This window comes from Pantoea phytobeneficialis (genome assembly GCF_009728735.1).
In the GTDB taxonomy this organism is placed as follows: domain Bacteria; phylum Pseudomonadota; class Gammaproteobacteria; order Enterobacterales; family Enterobacteriaceae; genus Pantoea; species Pantoea phytobeneficialis.
Window position 1 is genome coordinate 333453 of the sequence record NZ_CP024636.1, and the last position, 18616, is coordinate 352068.

At 55.4% G+C, this 18616-nt stretch carries 17 protein-coding genes; 9 read left to right on the forward strand and 8 right to left on the reverse strand.

The annotated features are described in order from the left end of the window. Nucleotides 1-91 precede the first annotated feature (91 nt). Together gntK and gntU are read left to right on the forward strand one after the other, a co-directional pair. Nucleotides 92-628, forward strand: a complete 537-nt coding sequence (gene gntK / locus CTZ24_RS01475) for a gluconokinase (protein WP_021184064.1) — start codon at nt 92-94, stop codon at nt 626-628. Between the two features lie 2 nt (nt 629-630). After that, the gene (gene gntU / locus CTZ24_RS01480) at nt 631-1971 is read left to right on the forward strand and encodes a gluconate transporter (protein WP_208724599.1); all 1341 of its coding nucleotides are present in this window, start codon (nt 631-633) and stop codon (nt 1969-1971) included. 105 nt (nt 1972-2076) lie between these two features. On the opposite strand, the gene CTZ24_RS01485 is transcribed toward gntU, so the two are convergent. The 6 genes from CTZ24_RS01485 to CTZ24_RS01510 form a co-directional block, all read right to left on the reverse strand. Further along, nucleotides 2077-3702, reverse strand: coding sequence for a Na/Pi cotransporter family protein (locus CTZ24_RS01485; protein ID WP_021184067.1), 1626 nt, complete (start codon nt 3700-3702; stop codon nt 2077-2079). Nucleotides 3703-3809: 107 nt separating this feature from the next. After that, nucleotides 3810-4802, reverse strand: a complete 993-nt coding sequence (locus CTZ24_RS01490; protein WP_208724600.1) for an ABC transporter ATP-binding protein — start codon at nt 4800-4802, stop codon at nt 3810-3812. 2 nt (nt 4803-4804) lie between these two features. After that, complete coding sequence (locus CTZ24_RS01495) at nt 4805-5590, reverse strand: ABC transporter permease (RefSeq protein ID WP_208724601.1); 786 nt, start codon at nt 5588-5590, stop codon at nt 4805-4807. Nucleotides 5591-5600: 10 nt separating this feature from the next. After that, nucleotides 5601-6446 (reverse strand): ABC transporter permease, encoded by an 846-nt coding sequence (locus tag CTZ24_RS01500; protein WP_021184070.1) that lies wholly within the window; start codon nt 6444-6446, stop codon nt 5601-5603. Then, entirely contained in the window at nt 6436-7254 is an 819-nt protein-coding gene (locus tag CTZ24_RS01505) for an alkaline phosphatase family protein (RefSeq protein WP_208724602.1), read from the reverse strand. The genes CTZ24_RS01500 and CTZ24_RS01505 overlap by 11 nt, the downstream gene beginning before the upstream one ends. Nucleotides 7255-7264: 10 nt before the next feature. After that, a complete protein-coding gene (locus tag CTZ24_RS01510; protein WP_021184072.1) occupies nt 7265-8326 on the reverse strand; it encodes an ABC transporter substrate-binding protein in 1062 nt (353 codons plus the stop codon). Between the two features lie 225 nt (nt 8327-8551). Between CTZ24_RS01510 and CTZ24_RS01515 the strand changes: the two genes are divergently transcribed. Continuing rightward, nucleotides 8552-9250, forward strand: a complete 699-nt coding sequence (locus CTZ24_RS01515; RefSeq protein WP_208724603.1) for a UTRA domain-containing protein — start codon at nt 8552-8554, stop codon at nt 9248-9250. Between the two features lie 70 nt (nt 9251-9320). Beyond that, nucleotides 9321-9731, forward strand: coding sequence for a phosphate-starvation-inducible protein PsiE (gene psiE, locus CTZ24_RS01520; protein WP_013507480.1), 411 nt, complete (start codon nt 9321-9323; stop codon nt 9729-9731). Nucleotides 9732-9817: 86 nt separating this feature from the next. On the opposite strand, the gene CTZ24_RS01525 is transcribed toward psiE, so the two are convergent. After that, nucleotides 9818-11854 carry a prolyl oligopeptidase family serine peptidase gene (locus tag CTZ24_RS01525; RefSeq protein WP_208724604.1) on the reverse strand — a complete coding sequence of 679 codons (2037 nt, stop codon included), beginning with the start codon at nt 11852-11854 and terminating at the stop codon, nt 9818-9820. 148 nt (nt 11855-12002) lie between these two features. On the opposite strand from CTZ24_RS01525, the gene ubiC reads away from it, so the two are divergent. Together ubiC and ubiA are read left to right on the forward strand one after the other, a co-directional pair. Further along, the gene (ubiC, locus tag CTZ24_RS01530; RefSeq protein ID WP_021184075.1) at nt 12003-12515 is read left to right on the forward strand and encodes a chorismate lyase; all 513 of its coding nucleotides are present in this window, start codon (nt 12003-12005) and stop codon (nt 12513-12515) included. Between the two features lie 11 nt (nt 12516-12526). Then, entirely contained in the window at nt 12527-13411 is an 885-nt protein-coding gene (gene ubiA, locus CTZ24_RS01535; RefSeq protein WP_208724605.1) for a 4-hydroxybenzoate octaprenyltransferase, read from the forward strand. Between the two features lie 74 nt (nt 13412-13485). Here the strand turns inward: ubiA and plsB are convergent, their stop codons facing one another. After that, on the reverse strand, nt 13486-15909 hold the full coding sequence (plsB, locus tag CTZ24_RS01540) for a glycerol-3-phosphate 1-O-acyltransferase PlsB (protein ID WP_208724606.1): 2424 nt from the start codon (nt 15907-15909) through the stop codon (nt 13486-13488). Nucleotides 15910-16032: 123 nt separating this feature from the next. Here plsB and CTZ24_RS01545 point away from each other — a divergent pair, with 123 nt between their 5' ends. The 3 genes from CTZ24_RS01545 (at nt 16033) to dinF (ending at nt 18537) form a co-directional block, all read left to right on the forward strand. Continuing rightward, entirely contained in the window at nt 16033-16401 is a 369-nt protein-coding gene (locus CTZ24_RS01545) for a diacylglycerol kinase (protein ID WP_208724607.1), read from the forward strand. A gap of 105 nt (nt 16402-16506) precedes the next feature. Next, nucleotides 16507-17121, forward strand: a complete 615-nt coding sequence (lexA, locus tag CTZ24_RS01550; RefSeq protein WP_021184079.1) for a transcriptional repressor LexA — start codon at nt 16507-16509, stop codon at nt 17119-17121. 90 nt (nt 17122-17211) lie between these two features. After that, the gene (dinF, locus tag CTZ24_RS01555) at nt 17212-18537 is read left to right on the forward strand and encodes an MATE family efflux transporter DinF (RefSeq protein WP_208724608.1); all 1326 of its coding nucleotides are present in this window, start codon (nt 17212-17214) and stop codon (nt 18535-18537) included. Nucleotides 18538-18616: the final 79 nt, after the last annotated feature.

Below are 18616 nucleotides of genomic sequence, written 5' to 3' on the forward strand. Positions count from 1 at the left end.
AAAGGGTTGCCAGCCTGTGACCGGGTACCGACAATGATGATCGAATTTGTTATCGGTAACATTGGCAGATTAACTGCCGGAGCGCAAAACAATGACAACGCCATCCCCGTCGCACCATGTTTTTATCCTGATGGGTGTGTCCGGCAGCGGAAAGTCTGCCGTCGCCAATCAGGTTTCACACCAACTCAACACCGCCTTTCTTGACGGTGATTTCCTGCATCCGCGCAGCAACATTATGAAAATGGCCGAAGGCCATCCGCTGGATGACAACGATCGTCGCCCGTGGTTGCAGGCGCTGAACGATGCCGCTTTTGCCATGCAACGTACCCAGGAAGTCTCCATCATTGTCTGCTCGGCACTGAAAAAGTCCTACCGCGACATCCTGCGTCAAGGCAACCACAACCTGAAATTTGTCTATTTGAAAGGCGATTTCGAAACCATCGAATCCCGCCTGAAAGCCCGCAAAGGCCACTTCTTCAAACCACAGATGCTGGTGACGCAGTTTGCCACGCTGGAAGAACCCGGCGCGAACGAACCCGATGTACTGGTGGTTGATATTAATCATTCACTGGATGAGGTAGTTGCGGCCACGGTTGCGACCATCAAGGGAGCAATCAACAAGGGTTAGTCATGAGTACCGCAACGCTGGTGTTAACCGCAGCAGGCTCTGTCCTGCTGCTGCTGTTTTTGGTGATGAAAGCGCGTATGCACGCCTTTGTCGCCCTGATGTTAGTCTCCATTGGTGCCGGGTTGTTCTCCGGTATGCCGCTCGACAAAATTGCTGACACCATGCAGAAAGGCATGGGCGGTACGCTCGGTTTCCTGGCGATTGTGGTGGCGCTGGGCGCGATGTTCGGCAAAATCCTGCATGAAACCGGCGCGGTCGATCAGATTGCTATCCGCATGCTGAAAACCTTCGGGGAAAGCCGCGCGCATTACGCGATGGGCATTGCCGGGTTAATCTGCGCGCTGCCGCTGTTTTTTGAGGTGGCGGTGGTGTTGCTGATCAGCATCGCATTTGCCGTGGCGCGCCGCACCGGCGATAACCTGGTGAAACTGGTGATCCCATTGTTTGCCGGGGTCGCTGCTTCCGCAGCGTTTCTGCTGCCGGGACCGGCTCCGATGTTGCTGGCGTCACAAATGCATGCTGATTTTGGCTGGATGATTTTGTTGGGCCTGTGCGCAGCAATCCCTGGCATGATTATCGCCGGACCGCTGTTTGGCAACCTGATTGCTAAACGCGTCACCTTCAGCGCCCCGCCGGAAGACAATCAACCGGATGTGGAAGAGGGCAAGCTGCCGTCGTTTCGCTTCAGTCTGGCGCTGATCCTGTTCCCGCTGCTGTTGGTGGGGCTGAAAACCATCGGTGCGCGCTTCACTACGCCGGATTCACGTCTGTATGAGTGGCTGGAGTTTATTGGTCACCCCTTCACCGCGATTCTGCTGGCCTGTCTGGTGGCGATTTATGGCCTGGCGTACCGTCAGGGCATGGATAAAGAGAGGGTGATGCAGGTCTGCGGCAGCGCGCTGCAACCGGCGGGGATTATCCTGCTGGTGATCGGTGCGGGTGGGGTGTTTAAACAGGTGCTGGTGGATTCCGGCGTCGGTCCGGTACTGGGCCACGCGTTGATTGGCGCGGGTCTGCCGATTGCGCTGGCTTGTTTTATCCTCTCCGGTGCGGTGCGGGTGATTCAGGGTTCAGCCACGGTCGCCTGCCTGACGACGGTTGGCCTGGTGATGCCGGTGATTGAACCGCTGCACTACAGCGGCGCGCAACTGGCGGCGCTGTCGATTTGTATCGGCGGTGGCTCCATCATAATCAGCCACGTCAATGACGCCGGTTTCTGGCTGTTTGGCCGCTTTACCGGCGCGACGGAAGGTGAAACCCTGAAAACCTGGACGCTGATGGAAACTATCCTCGGCACCACCGGGGCAATTGTCGGGATGATTGCCTTCAGCTTGTTGTCTTAATTAAAATCACCGAACCGGAACTGCGCGATTTATCGCGCAGTTCCGTGCGCGATGCGGGAAAAATCCGCGCGATAAATCGCGCCGCTACGCAAGGTGCCTTGGCTATTATTCATCATCCCTGTCGTCATCCGGCTGTTCCAGCACCGTGTAGGCTACGGCGCAGAACAGCGAATTCAGACGCTTCATATCTCCCAGTAATCCCAGATGCAACGAGCTGGTTTCGATACTTTGCACGTTCTGGCGATGCAGACGCTCAACATGGGCATGGGAAAAACGTCGAATCAGAATACGGAAACGATGTTTGGAACGGCGCAGACGTTTGGCGCTGGCGACATCGTGGGATAAAAACACCGACAGGCTCAGGCGCAGGTTATTCAGCAACTGCTCCTGCAATGTCTCCAGCTCCTCCAGCCCCTCCGGTGAGAAGGCACGGCGTGCGGCCAGCGCTTTATCGGCCACATCAGCGCTCATGCGTTCGATAATGTCGCCCGCCTGTTCCAGGTTAAGCGCCATTTCGATGATCTCCGCCCAGCGGCGCGAATCCTCTTCCGCCAGATCCTCCTTTTGCATACGTGCCAGATAGAGTTTGATGGCGGTGTACAACACATCAACATCATCATCCAGCCGTCGCACCGCGCGTTCCTCGCGTAGCTCGCCGTGCACCACCTTGCTGAAGGTTTCGACCATCTGCTCAACCACATCGCCAATGCGTAACGTCTCACGCGCCGCATTGACCAGCGCCAGCGCGGGGGTATCCAGCGCGCTGCTGTCGAGGTGTTTCGGTTTCAGCACGGTGTCAGTTTCTGCGTCATCGCTAATCATCCGGCGGCACAGGCGCGCCATCGGATCGGCGAAGGGGACCATCACGATGCAGCGGATCAGGTTGTAGAACACATGGAAGAAAATGACCAACTCTTCGTCGTTAACTGGCAGCTTATCCAATACGTCTGCCACGGTATTAACGAACGGCAAAATCACGATGCTACCGATAAGTTTAAACAGCAGGCTGCCAAGTGCGACACGTTTGCCGGCAGCATTGGAGCCGCTGGCGTTAATCATCGCCAGCAGGCCGCTGCCAAGATTGGCACCAATCACCAGACAAAGCGCGACTTTGAAGGAGATCACCCCGGTGGCGGTCAGGGTGGCGGTAATCAACACCGCCGCCAGACTGGAATAACTGATGATGGCGAACACCGCGCCAATCAAGGCATCCAGCATCACATCACCGGTCAGCGTGGAAAAGATGACCTGTACGCCCGCTGCCTGGGTAATCGGGCGCGCGGCGGCGACAATCAGTTGCAGCGCCAGCAGGATCAGACCGAGGCCGATGCTGGCTCGTCCCAGTTGACCGAGACGGGTTTGTTTTCGACCGAGGAAAAAGATCACGCCAAACAGGATAAACAGCGGCGACAACCACGAAAGATCGAAGGTCAGGATACGTGCCATGACGGCCGTACCGACGTCAGCACCCAGCACCACCACCAGGGCGGGTGTCAGGCTGACAAGATTCTGCGCGACGAATGAGGTGACCAACATGGTGGTGGCGTTGCTGCTTTGCACCAACGCGGTGACGCCAATCCCGGCGAGAAACGCCATCGGCTTTTTCTCGACGCTGCGGCTAAGTACCCGACGCAGATCGGCACCATACACACGCATAATGCCGGTACGAACAATGTGTGTGCCCCACACCAACAGGGCCACGGCAGATAACAGGTTTAACAGGGTTAACACGTAAGCTGGCTCCTTTACCGTCAGGCTTTAAAGCAGGTTGCCAGCCTGACGGAGAGCGCAACCTGTACAAGATATCGTCACGTTGCGTTGCTAATTTTTCCTGTAATTTAAGCGACCTGGCGCAACGTCGACATCTCTAACTGTAGCCCAATCTGCATCCCGGCGGGGTGTAAATCTGCCACGCTACGGTTCAGAACATCGACCGAAAGTTCCACATTGTGCGCCAGCACACGATAACGGATCACGTTACCCAGCAGGCTGTGGCTGATAATGGTGGCCGCAATACCTGACTCTGGCGCACCCATCAGAATCGATTCCGGGCGAATCGCCACCTGACCGGTGAACGTCTGGCCGGTTAACTGCGTTGCCTGCTCGGCACTCAACAGGTTGTAGTTACCGATAAACCCGGCGGCAAACAGATCGGCCGGTTGAGTATATAGCGCTTCGGCATTGCCGTTTTGCACGATTTTTCCACGATTCATCAACACGATGCGATCTGACAGTGTCAGCGCTTCTTCCTGGTCGTGCGTCACGAAGATGGTGGTGAGCTTCAGTTCCTGCTGGATATTGCGGATTTGCTCGCGCAGATGGCGGCGAATACGGGCATCAAGCGCCGACAGCGGTTCATCCAGCAGCAGCAGACGTGGCCGCGTCACCAGCGAACGCGCCAGCGCCACGCGCTGGCACTGGCCGCCTGACAGTTGGTGGGGATAGCGGCGGGCGAAGTCGGTCAGTTCCACCAGCGCCAGCGCTTCCATCACCCGGCTTTGGATTTCACTTGCCGCCAGTTTTTGCATCTTCAGGCCGAAGGCGACGTTCTTTTCTACCGTCATATTCGGGAACAGGGCATAGCTCTGAAACACCATGCCGATGGTACGTTTCTGCGGCGGCAACGGCACGATATCCTGGCCCTGCAACAGAATTTGCCCGTTGTCGACCGAGGTCAGCCCGGCAATGCAGCGCAGCAGCGTTGATTTACCACAGCCGCTTGGGCCGAGCAGGGTGACGAACTCGCCCTCGTCGGCGCTGAAATCGATATTTTCGAAAATGGTGGTTGGGCCGTAGCTTTTATTCAGCTTTGTAACGTTCAGGTAACTCATGGTCAGCCTCGTTCAGGATTGAGGGCATTCGCCAGCCAGGTGACCAGCAGGACGACAACAAAATAGGAGATCACCAGCGCGCTGGTGAAATGGCCGCTGCCGTTGCGCATGTTGTAGAGGTAAACCTGCAAGGTTTCATAGCGGGTGCCGACCAGCAGGTTAGCGAATACAAACTCACCTATCAGGAAAGAGAAGGAGAGCAGCACGGCTATAAATACACCTTTGCGCAGGTTCGGCAGCACCACAAACAGCGCTGCCTGCCAGGTGCTGGCGCCCAGCAGATGCGCGGCATCAATCAACTCTTTCAGGTTGATGGCCTGCATATTGTTGGAGATGGCACGATAGATAAATGGCAGCGCGATGGTGAAATAACAGCCAATCAGAATCCACGGCGTGCCGGTGAGCATCAGCGGTGATGAGGAGTAAAGCTGCAACAAGCCGACCGATGACACTACCGGCGGTACGGCGAACGGCATCAGAATCAGCACGTTCATAACCGAGTCCAGCTTCGGAAAGTAGTAAGCGATCACAAACATCGCAGGCAGCACCAGCACTAACGAGAACAACAGCGCACCAAAGCAAATCAACAGCGAATGGCCGAGCGCCGTCAGGAAACGACTGTCGCTCCACAGTTCAAAGAACCATTTCAGCGTGTAGCCCTGCGGCAGAATGGTGTTGCTCCAGTCGGAGGAGAGCGCATACAACAGCGTTGCCAACAGCGGAGCCGCCAGAATCACCAGCAGCAGCCAGACAATCAGGCGATGGTAAAATTTTTCGACGCGAGACATGGGCCGCTCCTCAGGACGGTTTGGCGTTGAGATAACTGCGGCGCACCAGATACTGCTGCACCACGGTAATCACCGCCATCAACAGCACCAACAGCATCGCCAGCGCGCCGCCGGTATTAGGATCCAGCGAAATATCACCCGATACCAGGGCGGCGATACGTACCGGCACCACGTTAAAGTTGCCAGTGGTGAGCGCATAAATGGTGGCGTAAGCACCAAGGGCGTTGGCGAGCAGAATCACGAAGGTGCCGAGCAGGGCCGGGAACAGAATCGGTAGCCCGATATGCCACCAGTAGCGCCAGCGGCTGGCACCGAGCAACGCGGCGGATTCCTGCCAGTCCTGACGCAAGCCATCAAAAGCCGGGTAGAGCAGCAAAATGCCGAGCGGGATCTGGAACCAGGTGTAGACAATCACCATGCCGTCGCGCGAGAACAGTTTGAAGCTTTCCAGCAAATTGTAATGGCGCAGCAGCAACGTCAGGCAGCCGTTCAGTCCGAGTAAAATGACAAAGGCAAACGCCAGCGGCACGCCGGCGAAGTTGCTGGTCATATTGGTAAACGACATCAAAAAGCGCTGAAAGCGTCCACTGCCCATCTGATGCAGTGAGTATCCGGCGACCAGCGCGATTAACAGGCCATAAATACTCGACCAGATCGAGATATCCAGCGACAGGCGAAAAGCCTGTAAATAGAACGGCGAGGTCAGGATATCGCTGTAGTTATCCAGTCCCCAGCTTTCGTTCATGTCGCTCCAGAAGCTGTTGATGGCGATCCACAGCAAAGGGGCGAGCTGGAATGCCACCCAGAACAGGGCGAACGGCAGCAACAGTAGTAGCGCCAGGCCCTTACCCTTCATGACGCGGCTCCGCCAGCAGGTCACGGCATACCGGTTTATCATGCTCGACGCCCAACAGGGTGCAGACGATGCCGCACAACTCGGTCTGTCGTGGTTGCAGATCCGGCTGTTTTGAGAAGCCTTCACCAAACACGAACAGCGGCACGTTGGTTTCCTCCGGCAGAATCCCGCCGTGAGAGCGATCGTCGTTCATGCCGTGGTCGGCGGTGACAATCACCTGGTAACCGGCAGCCAACCAGCCTGGCATCCAGTGCGACAGATAACCATCGGCCATGCGCGCACGGTTGCGATACTGTGGTGACGACAGGCTATGTTTGTGCCCGGCATCGTCAATATTCATCGGGTGGATCAGCATAAAGTCCGGGTCGTGGCGCAGACGCAGGCTTTCGGCATCTTCAAACAGGTGGGAATCCGGATAGCCGTCGTCCCAGTAAAAGTGCCCATATTGAATGGGCAGGTCAGGCGCGACCGTATGCCGGTCGCGCGCTGCGTTAAACGGGGTCTGATTGTACAGCTCACTCACCCAGTGGTACGCCGCAGCTGCGGTGGTTAAACCGGCGGCGCGGGCATAATGGAAGATGCTGCGCTCTTTGCTCAACCGACTGACGCCATTATGAATGATGCCGCTACGCACCGGCGGGATGCCGGTGAGAATACATTCGTACAGCGGCCGCGACAGCGACGGCAACTCGCAGGTCAGGGTGTAATATTGGCCATTGCCCTGCGCGCATTCGGCAAACAGGTAACCCATTGCGTGCTGTGCCACCTGATTGCTCAGCCCATCCAGTACCACCAGGATTGTTTTCATCCCCTTCTCCTTACTGCTGCATATTGATGATCACGTTCTCTTGCCACAGACGCGGCAGTGCTTTTGACGATTTATCCCAGGCAGCCTGGTCTTTGATCGGTCGGGCATTTTTGTACTCAGATTCCGGCAGCAGTTTGGCCTGCACGTCAGCTGGCAGCGTGAGGTATTTGGCACGAATCGGGCGTGCGTAACCTTTTGCCAGGTTAGTCTGACCGGCATCAGAGAAGATATATTCGCGCGCCAGTTTGGCGGCGTTCGGGTGTTTGGCGTATTTGTTGATGATGGTGGTGTAGCCAGACGTCACGGAACCGTCGGATGGGATCACCACTTCATAGCGGTTTTTGTCGATCTGATCGCGGTAGTTCAGACCGTTGAAGTCCCACACCACAGCAACCTGGATTTCGCCTTTCTCAATGTTGGCAATTACCGGATCGGTCACGCCGAGACGGCTTTGTTTGGCGAGGTCAGCAAAGAAGTTCAGTGCCGGTTTCAGGTTTTTCTCGTCACCGCCCAGCGCGTAGTTAGCCGCCAGAACACCGTTGGCAGCCTGAGCAGCCACACCGACGTCACCGATAGTGACCACATACTTACCTTTTTTCAGATCGGCCCAGCTATGCGGGACATCTTTCACCTGCTGCTTGTCGACGAGGAACGCGATGGTGCCGGTATAGGCCAGCATCCAGTTGCCTTCTTTATCTTTCGCCCAGTCCGGCACCTGATCCCAGTGCGTCGGCTTGTAGGGCTGTGCCAGACCTTTCGCTACCGCGACCGGGCCAAAAGCGGCACCCACGTCACCGATATCGGCGCTGGCATTTTCTTTTTCGGCGGCAAATTTAGCCAGCTCCTGCGCCGATGACATATCGGTATCGCTGTGCTTCAGGCCATATTTGCTACTGATGTCATTCCAGGTATCTTTCCAGTTGGCCCAGCTATCTGGCATACCGACGCTGTTGATTTGACCTTCACTGCGCGCGGCTTTTTCCAACGCGGCGAGGTCGTTGTCGGCGGCTTGCGCGGCTGGCAACGCAAGCAGTACGGCACTGGCTACTACAGAGGCGATTAACGCTTTCATCTCAGTTGCTCCCGGTGTAAGTTGAGGGACATCTTGGTCTAGTCCAGCAAGAACCGAGCCAATTTAGCTGTTGCAGATGAAGGTTTTATGACTAAGGCGGTAAAATGTGGTGTAGAGCGCCGATCCACACAGATGTTCGGAAGGCATTGAGACCAGGTTTACGTTGTCATTAGAATGTCATCGAACTGTCATAGTGCAGCTTCGCCCCAAAATGAGGCTTTAAAGATGTTGTCGAAAACGGCAGATGTCATCGCAGCCGCGCTGCATAGTCGGATTGACGCAGGCGAGTTCACCAGCGGGCGTTTGCCTGCGGAACGCAGCCTGAGCGAACAATATTCCACCACGCGTATTACCTTGCGTGAAGCGCTGGGATCGCTGGAGGCACAGGGTGTTATTTACCGTGAATTGCGCCGCGGTTGGTTTCTCGCCCCGCCGAGATTGGTGTACAACCCGTTGCACCACAGCCATTTCCACGCGATGGCTGCCCAACAGGGGCGGATTGCCAGCACTGAGGTGATTGAAGCGCGTAAAGCGCCGGTGCAGTCCTCGGTGGCGCATCAACTGCAACTGGCTGAAGGCGATGAGGTTTACCTGATTCGCCGTCTGCGCCGCATTGATGGGCGCGCGGTGCTGTATGTGGAGCACTATCTTAACCCACACTATTTTCCGGGCCTGCTTGACGAGGACCTCACCCGTTCCCTGACTGATCTGTATAACCACCGCTATGGCATTCGTTACGGCGGTGCACGTTTTACTATCCTGCCAGGGCCATTACCCGCCCATGCCGCGCCAGCATTAAATGTCGCCAGCGGCACGCCAGGATTGCTGATTACCCGCACCAACCGTGATCAGCACAAACGTGTCATCGACTGCGACTGTGAGTACTGGCGCTATGATGCGCTGTGCGTGGATGTGGATGTCTGAGCATATTGTGATTTTGATCACACTACCGCATGATAGCGCCAGAGATAACTCGTTTTATTAAGGCGCAAAAATGACTGAAAAATCAGCGGCGGGGCAACTGATTGCCACGGCTCTGCAATGGGTGTTGAACCTGGGATTGGTGATCCTGGCGATCATTCTGGTGGTATTCCTGGGTAAGGAAACCATTCATCTGGCCAACGTGCTGTTTAGCACTGGCGAACAGGCGTCGTCCTTTCTGCTGATCGAAGGGATTGTGATCTACTTTCTCTATTTCGAATTTATCGCGTTGATTGTGAAGTATTTCCAGTCTGGTTATCACTTCCCATTGCGCTATTTCGTCTATATCGGCATCACTGCGATCATTCGGTTGATTATCGTCGACCATAAAAACCCGTTCGATACGCTGTGCTACTCCGCCGCCATTCTGATTCTGGTGGTGACGCTGTGGCTCGCGAACAGCAACAGATTGAAACGCGAGTAATTTCACGTTCGTAGCGGCGCGTATCGCGCGTGCTTTTCCTTCAGCGCGCACGAAATTGCGCGATAAATCGCGCCGCTACGCATCCCTTAGTTACCCATTAACATTTGCCACAAAAACTCCTCCACTAACGCCATCTTGAATGCAATCTGTCCTTTCTCTGGCGCGTTACCGTGTCCGGCCTCGGTTTCTTCATATAACCAAACCTGCTGATGTCCTTGTTGCTGCATCCGCGCCACCATTTTACGGGCGTGCGCCGGACTCACGCGATCATCCCGGGTTCCGGTGGTAAACAGGGTGGGAGGATAGGTTTTATCGGCCTGAACCTTGTCGAAGGGGGAATAGTTTTTCAGCCATTGCCACTCTTCCGGTTTGTCCGGATCGCCATATTCCGCAATCCAGGATGCGCCTGCCAGCCAGCGATGATAGTTCGCCATATCCAGCAGCGGAACTTCGCAGACCAACGCGCCGAAGTATGCGGGGTAGTCCGTCAACATATTGCCAATCAGCAATCCGCCATTGCTGCCGCCGCGTGCGGCAAGACGTGCCGGGCAGGTGACATTGCGCGCGACCAGGTCAGCAGCGACAGCAGCAAAATCCTCATAAGCCCGGTGACGATGCTCTTTCAACGCCGCCTGGTGCCACTGCGGGCCATACTCACCCCCACCGCGAATATTTGCCACCACGTAAACGCCGCCTTTTTGCAGCCATGTCGCGCCTTTCGCACCCAGATAAGAGGGCGTCAGTGAAACTTCAAAGCCGCCGTAGCCATTGAGTAACGTCGGGTGATCGCCGCTCAACGTCAGATTTTTGGCGCTAACCTGGAAATAGGGAACAGGGGTGCCATCCAGCGATAGCGCAAAATGTTGCGTCACTGCAAAGTTTGTGGCGTCAAAGCTGGCCGGATCCTGCTTCACCTCTACGCGCGTTTGTCGATCAAAGTCACCCCAGCTCAGACGTCTCGGCTGCAAAAAACCGTGGCTGATCAGTGCGTAGCGGTTGCTCTCATTATCCAGCGCATGCGCAAACACATTGGTGGCATCATTGAGGCTGATCTCCTCAACCGTCTGCCACTCTCCTTCTGCCCACGTTAGTACGCTGACGGTTTCCACCACGTCACGGATCTTATCGATCAACAGATAATCACGCGTGGCAGAGTAGCTATTCAATGTGGTGTGCGCATCTGGCGTAAACAGGGGAGTGAAGTGGCGTTTTCCCTGTTGAAAATCGTCCAGGTTAATCGCCAGTAACGCGCCAGCCGGGTAGACCTCATCCGCTATCTGCCAGCGGCTGGTCAGGGTAACCAGCAGCCACTCTTTGAAAAAACCGGCAGTGGCATCATCCGGGATGGCAATGTGTTCCAGCTGGCCCTGATCTTTCAGTAACCAGGTTTGATGACGGTAAAAATCGATCCCGCGATACACCAACTCTTTCTCATAACCCGGAGTATGAATACGCCAGGCAGAAACCGAGAGATCGTTGACCTCACCTGCGTAAATCAACGGGGCGGATTCAGGGGACGTGCCGCGCTGCCAGCGACGGACACAGCGTGGATAGCCGGAAGAGGTCAGGGTTTCGCCCCCCGCATCCAGGCTGAGTAAAAGGGTGTTTTCATCTACCCAACTCACCCGGCTTTTGCTGACAGGGAGAAAAAAGCCGTCGTTGATAAAGGTCTTACTGACCAGATCAAACTCGCGTATCTCACAGGCATCGCCGCCGCTGGAGAGGTAAATCAGCGCACGCGCGTAGTCGGGGTAGAGTGGCTGGGCGCCATGAAAACTCCAGTGGCTGTTTTCCTGCTGGTTGAGTTGATCCAAATCCAGCACGGTTTCCCACTCGGGTTCGGCGCTCTGATAGGAGACCGCGTTAGTACGCCGCCAGATACCGCGCGGATGTTCCTCATCCTGCCAGAAGTTATACAGGCTCTCGCGATAGTGGGTAACCCAGGGAATGTTGGACTTGTCATTCAGCCAATGCAGCGTCGCTTGCTGGGCCTGTTGGAAACGGCTGCCCTGAGCGAATTGAGCAGTGGTAAGGCTGTTTTGTGTGGCGACCCAGCTGAGTGCCTGGTCGTTTAGGGGTTGCTCCAGTGCGTTTAACAGATCCTGATGTTGTTCTGGCGTCATGACATCTCCTTAGTAGCCTGGTGAACTGAAGCAAGCATAGCGGTTTTGCATTGAATTAACTTACAACGCATTTCCGGCAACGCTTCGTTATTCGCGCTGCGGCGGTGGTGCGTTACACTGGGCGCACTTTTTTCTGTGGAGAGTTTTTATGTCTCAGGATGCGCTGGCGCAATTGCGCGCGCTACACTGGCTGCCTGCTTCTTCCCCGCTGCTAACCGCACCCTTGCTCGACTGGCTAATGGAAGAAGACTCGATGACACGACGCTTTGAGCAGCATTGCCAGCAAGTCACGGTGCAACTGGTACGTGAAGCCTTTATTGATGCCGGTGAACTGCAAGAGGAAGGGGATTTGCTACCCGCCGATCAGCGCTTCTGGCTGCGAGAAATTTTGTTATGCGGCGATGGTGTGCCCTGGCTGGCTGGCCGCACCCTGGTGCCGGAAAGCACGCTTAATGGCCCTGAGCAGATGCTACAGCAGCTTGGTACACGCCCACTCGGGCGCTATCTGTTTGCTGACTCTACCCTGACGCGAGATTTTATCGATCCGGGTCAAGTCGGTGCGCTGTGGGGTCGGCGTTCCCGTTTACGCCTCTCCGGCAAACCGCTGTTGTTAACTGAACTGTTTTTACCGGCGTCGCCGCTTTACCGCGCGCTGGATTAAGGATAAGGATTGTGCAAAAGACCCTGGGAATAAATAAATTACAGGCCTACAGCCGCCTGATGCGCATTGATAAACCGATTGGCACGCTGCTGCTGCTGTGGCCAACGCTATGGGCGCTGTGGTTATCCGGCATGGCGATTCCCCCACTCCCGGTGCTGCTGGTGTTTGTGTTGGGTGTCGTTGTGATGCGTGCTGCGGGTTGCGTCATTAATGACTACGCTGACCGTAAAGTCGATGGACATGTGAAACGTACCGCGGCACGCCCGTTGGCGAGTGGGCTGGTGACGGAAAAAGAAGCGAAGCTGCTGTTTGTGGGCTTAGCTCTGCTGGCGTTTTTGCTGGTGCTGACCATGAATCGCATGACGATTATGTTGTCAGTGGTGGGGCTGGCGCTGGCCTGGGTTTATCCCTTCATGAAGCGTTATACCCATCTGCCACAGGTGGTGCTGGGCGCTGCTTTTGGCTGGGCCATTCCCATGGGCTGGGCGGCAGTTAGTGAGTCCTTACCTTTAGTCTGCTGGCTGGTATTTATCGCCAACCTGTGCTGGACGGTCGCGTACGATACACAATACGCTATGGTGGATCGGGACGATGATTTAAAGATAGGCGTGAAATCGACGGCCATTCTGTTTGGTCGCTATGACAAGTTGATCATCGGCTTGTTGCAGCTGGCAACGCTGGGTCTGATGGTGCTGGTGGGGATGCTGCTGAATCTGAATGGCGCGTTTTACTGGTCGCTGCTGTTAGCGGCAGGCTTGTTTGTCCATCAGCAGAAGTTGATAGCTCAACGCGAGCGCGAACCCTGCTTCCAGGCATTCCTGAATAACAACTACGTTGGTCTGGTGCTGTTTATCGGTATTCTGTTGAATACTCAGCCGTTTATCGATTTGCTGTAGCAGCGCGATTTTTCGTGCGATTGTTGAAGTAAAAAAGCCGTCATCCAGTGGATGACGGCTTTTTAATTAGCACCTTAATCGTGAGCGACTGCACTCTCGATGGTCAGACGCACATCGCTGGTCACCAATTCGGCCAGCATTTGCCACATGGCTTGTGTCTGTCCTGGCTCGGCATCGCCACTGTCGCTGATATAGCCTTCATCGCGCAGGGTCAGTACCAGCGCGGTGAACACCGCTTTATCAAAGAACTCAGGGGCATTGATGCCGTGCAGCACCGACAAACGCTGTGCCAGCGTACGACTCTCTTTTTCCAGCGTGCCACGGTTGATGGTGGGTTTCGCACTGAGAATCGAGAAGGTGATGGCAAAACGCTGGAGCGTTTCACGGATACCCGCCGCCAGTAGTTGTAGCGTGCGATAGCGCGCGGTGGTCATTTGTACCTGACCGTTTTGTTGCGTGATCAGACCCTGACGCGCCATCTCGTTGCACAGCGACTGAATCAGCTCAGGCAACTCATTGTTGCTCCAGCGCAGGAACAGTTCACTCTTCAGCATCGGATAGACCAGCGCGACCTGACGCAACAATTCAGCTTCACTGATTTCACGATGCTGCTGCACAATCGCGGCAATCAGCGACGGCATCACCAGCATGTGTTGAATGTTGTTGCGATAGTAGGTCATCAACACTGCCTGCTCACGCGGCAGGATGATGATGTCACCGATATTATCTTGCTCAGTCTCGAACTTATTCATGCCCATCGCGTGATCCAGCAGGGCTTCAGCGCTGAGATTCGGCACCGTGGCTTCCGGTGAGTAGGGCACATTGCGCAGCAATTGGGTGTAACACTCCAGTTGCTCAATGAGCTGCTCGCGGGTCAGCGAACGCTGACGAGAAGCCAGTAACGCGGTGACGCACAGGTTCATGGCATTGGCGGCACCCGCATCGTTAATCCGCACCATCAGGCGGTTAGCGATGTCATTCACTGCGGGGTTCATCCACGCCTGACGCTGCGGCTCGATCGGATCAATCGCCTCGCGCCATTCCGGCACATGTTTGTTCAGATAGTTCACCAACGGCAGGGGTTCACCGAAGTTCACATAACCCTGGCCAAGATTGCGCAGCTTACGCAGGCCGCGCACCATCTGCATAAAGCCTTCTTTTTCTTTCGCTGCACCACGCAGTTCTTTGGCATAGGTGCCGACTTCCATCACATGTTCGTAGCCAATATAAATCGGCACGAAGGTGATGGGACGGCTACCGCCGCGTAGCAATGCCTGCAATGTCATCGACAGCGTGCCGGTTTTTGGTTCCAGCAAGCGGCCAGTACGTGAGCGCCCGCCTTCCACAAAGTATTCAACCGAATAACCGCGATTAAACAACTCGCCCAGATATTCACGGAAGACCGTAGAGTAAAGCTTGTTGCCCTTGAAGGTGCGGCGAATAAAGAACGCGCCAAGGCGACGGAAAATCGGCCCGGCGGGCCAGAAATTCAGGTTGATACCTGCGGCGATGTGCGGCGGCACCAGTCCCTGATGATAGAGAACGTAGGAAAGCAGCAAGTAATCCATGTGGCTACGATGGCAGGGGACATAAACGATCTCATGTCCATCCTGTGCCAACTGGCGCACTCGCTCGCCACCATTCACGTTGATCCCCTGATAGAGACGACTCCACATCCAGCCCATCACGCGATCGGTGACGCGGATAGCTTCATACGAGAAGTCGGCAGCAATCTCTTCCATCAATTCGACGGCGTTTTGCTGTGCTTTCTCGTGGGAAATCTTTTTGCTGCGCGCCTCGTCTTCCACCGCTTTTTCAATCGCTTTCGATTGCAGCAGCTTATTAAACAGATCCTGGCGGGCGGGCAAGCGCGGGCCAATCGCAGCCAGACGCTGGCGGGCGAAGTGGATCCGCGCCACGCGTGCCAGTTTCTGGGCTATCGACTTATCCGTACCGTGTTCGGTCGCCATCTGGCGCAGTGAAACGGTCGGCGAAAAGCGCACAAAGCTATCGCGACCATGCCAGAGAATGGCGAAGAATTTCTGCACACCGTTCAGAATACGCAGGTGAGGGGTGGATTCCCCCTGAACTTCACGTCCTGGTGCACGTCCAAACATCACCGATACTGGCAGCATCTGTACATCCAGTTCCGGGTTGCTGCGGTGCAGATCAAGGTAGTCATGGAACAGCTTTACGGACTCCAGATTCGGCACGAAATACGGGAAAACACGCGGTCCATCGTGGATAAACACATGTCGCGGCAGCAATGAGCCGTCAATTTCCAGCGGTGCGAGCGGATCGGGCAGATCGTGTTTCAGACACTGCGAACGCAGTGTGAGGAGATCGGCCTTGGAATCATAAGGCAGTACATACAGGATAGGCCGCGTCGGATCCAGTCCATGCTCGGACACGGGATCGGCGGGAATGGCCTTACTCTTTACCAAAATGGAGAGTGGTAAATTCAATAATTTATAATAAAGTTTACGCCAACCTGACATAGACAACTTCAAGCCTCTTGTTAGCAAAGCGCGGCAAGCATACCAGAATGCGCCGCGAAAATCTGTGGCTGCACCACTCCGGCTGCCCAGACTGACGTCAAAACGAGTAAAGGGTTCAACGACATGGCAAATAACGTCACCGGTTTTCTCAGGATAGTGAAAGCAGCCGGTTATTCCTGGCAGGGATTGCGCGCTGCCTGGACACATGAAGCAGCGTTTCGCCAGGAAGCTATTGCCGCATTAGTGGCAATTATAGTGGCGTGCTGGCTGGATGTTGATGCGATTTCCCGCGTACTCATGATTGGTTCCGTAGTGCTGGTGGTCATTGTTGAGATCCTGAATAGCGCCATTGAAGCCGTGGTCGACCGCATTGGTCAGGAACGCCATCCGCTGGCTGGACGCGCGAAAGACATGGGATCGGCCGCCGTGTTGCTGGCTATTTTACTGGCGCTGTTTGTCTGGATCGCGCTGCTTTGGTCACATTTGCGATAAGGATTCCGGATTCATCAACTCGCTGATTTTTCCCTCAGTTTTGGTTTCCATTTCACCAATACCTGTATATACTCACAGCGACTGTATAAACAACCAGGGGGCGGGATGAAAGCGTTAACCAGCAGGCAGCAACAGGTCTATGATCTGATTCGCGACCATATTAACCAGACGGGCATGCCGCCAACGCGTGCGGAAATTGCTTCGCAGCTGGGCTTCCGCTCACCTAATGCGGCAGAAGAACACCTGAAAGCATTAGCGCGTAAAGGCGTTATTGAGATCGTTTCCGGCGCTTCGCGCGGCATTCGTTTATTGATGGAAGAAGAAGCCAGTGAGGGGCTGCCATTGGTTGGCCGTGTCGCTGCGGGTGAACCTTTGCTGGCGCAGGAGCACATTGAAGCGCACTACCAGGTCGATGCTAACCTGTTCAAACCCAGCGCTGATTTCCTGCTGCGTGTCAGCGGCATGTCGATGAAAGATATCGGCATTATGGATGGCGATCTGCTGGCGGTACACAAAACACAGGAAGTGCGTAACGGCCAGGTTGTCGTCGCACGTATCGATGACGAAGTCACGGTGAAGCGCTGGAAAAAGCAGGGCGCAATTGTGCAACTGCTGCCGGAAAACAGCGACTTCCAGCCGATTGTTGTCGATACCCGCGAACAATCCCTGACGGTCGAAGGACTGGCGGTAGGCATTGTGCGTAACGGCGAGTGGCTCTGATACCTTGATTCCCCCTGCTACGGCAGCCTTCTGTGCTGCCGTGGTTTTATTCTCTGACAAGACGGTAGTGCAGCAAACCGGGACGGGCTGATGCAGCTGTTTTCCTCCTCTGACAAAGCACTCTGGCGGCTGGCGCTGCCTATGATTCTCTCCAATATCACTGTTCCGCTACTTGGCGTGGTTGATACCGCCGTCATTGGTCATCTCGATAGTCCCATTTATCTCGGCGGTGTGGCGGTTGGCACCACGGCGACCAGTTTCATCTTTATGTTGCTGCTGTTTTTACGTATGAGCACCACCGGGCTGACTGCTCAGGCATTTGGTGCTGGCAACAAAAAGGCACTGGCTCGGGCGCTTACCCAGCCTTTACTCATTGCCCTGGTGGCCGGTGTGCTGTTTATTTTGCTGCGCACGCCAGTCAGTAATCTGGCAGCGGTGCTGATGGGTGGCAGCCAGGAGGTCCAACAGCAGGCGCAATTGTTCATTCAGATTCGCTGGCTGAGCGCTCCCGCCACGCTGGCAAACCTGGTCATCCTCGGTTGGTTGTTGGGGGTGCAATATGCGCGTGCGCCAGTGGTGCTACTGGTGGTGGGGAATTTGGTCAATATCCTGTTGGATCTGGCGTTTGTGTTGGGGCTGCATTGGGGCGTAGCAGGTGCCGCAGCAGCAACGGCACTGGCTGAATATACGACACTTGCCGTCGGATTATGGATGGTGGCGCGTGTATTGAAGCTGCGCGGAATTGATTTGGCGATGCTGCGGGAGAGTTGGCGCGGTGATGCTGCTCGTCTGTTTCGCCTCAATCGCGACATTATGCTGCGCTCCTTCCTGCTACAAATCTGCTTTGCTTCCCTGACGATACTCGGTGCACGTATTGGCCCGGATGTGGTAGCGGTCAATGCGGTGCTGTTGATGTTTCTGACTTTCACCGCGTATGCACAGGATGGCTTTGCTTATGCGGTTGAAGCGTGTTCTGGTGAAGCCGTCGGTGCCAAAGATCGCAGCCGGCTATTGCTCATCTGGCATGCTGCCTGCCGTCAGGCGGGGTTGGTCGCGCTGCTGTTTGCGGCGATTTATGCGTTATTTGGCACCCATATCGTGGCCCTGCTGACTTCACTGGAGGCATTACGCGATGCGGCCGATCGCTATCTGTTATGGCAGGTGGTGATGCCGTTAGTGGGCGTGTGGTGCTACCTGTTGGATGGCATGTTTATCGGGGCAACGCGCGGCCGGGAAATGCGTAACAGCATGGCGCTGGCGGCGCTCGGTTATGGCCTGTCATTACTGACGCTTCCCTGGTTAGGTAATCATGGATTGTGGCTGGCGGTGACGGTGTTTCTGGCCGTGCGTGGAATAACGCTCTGGTTCGTCTGGCGTCGTCACTGGCGTCATGACAGCTGGTTCGCAAACAGTTAACTATGATGCTTTGAATACAGAATAATCCGTAAGTGTGCTAACCATTCCGTAATGTCTACTATAGTTATCCTTATCAGCG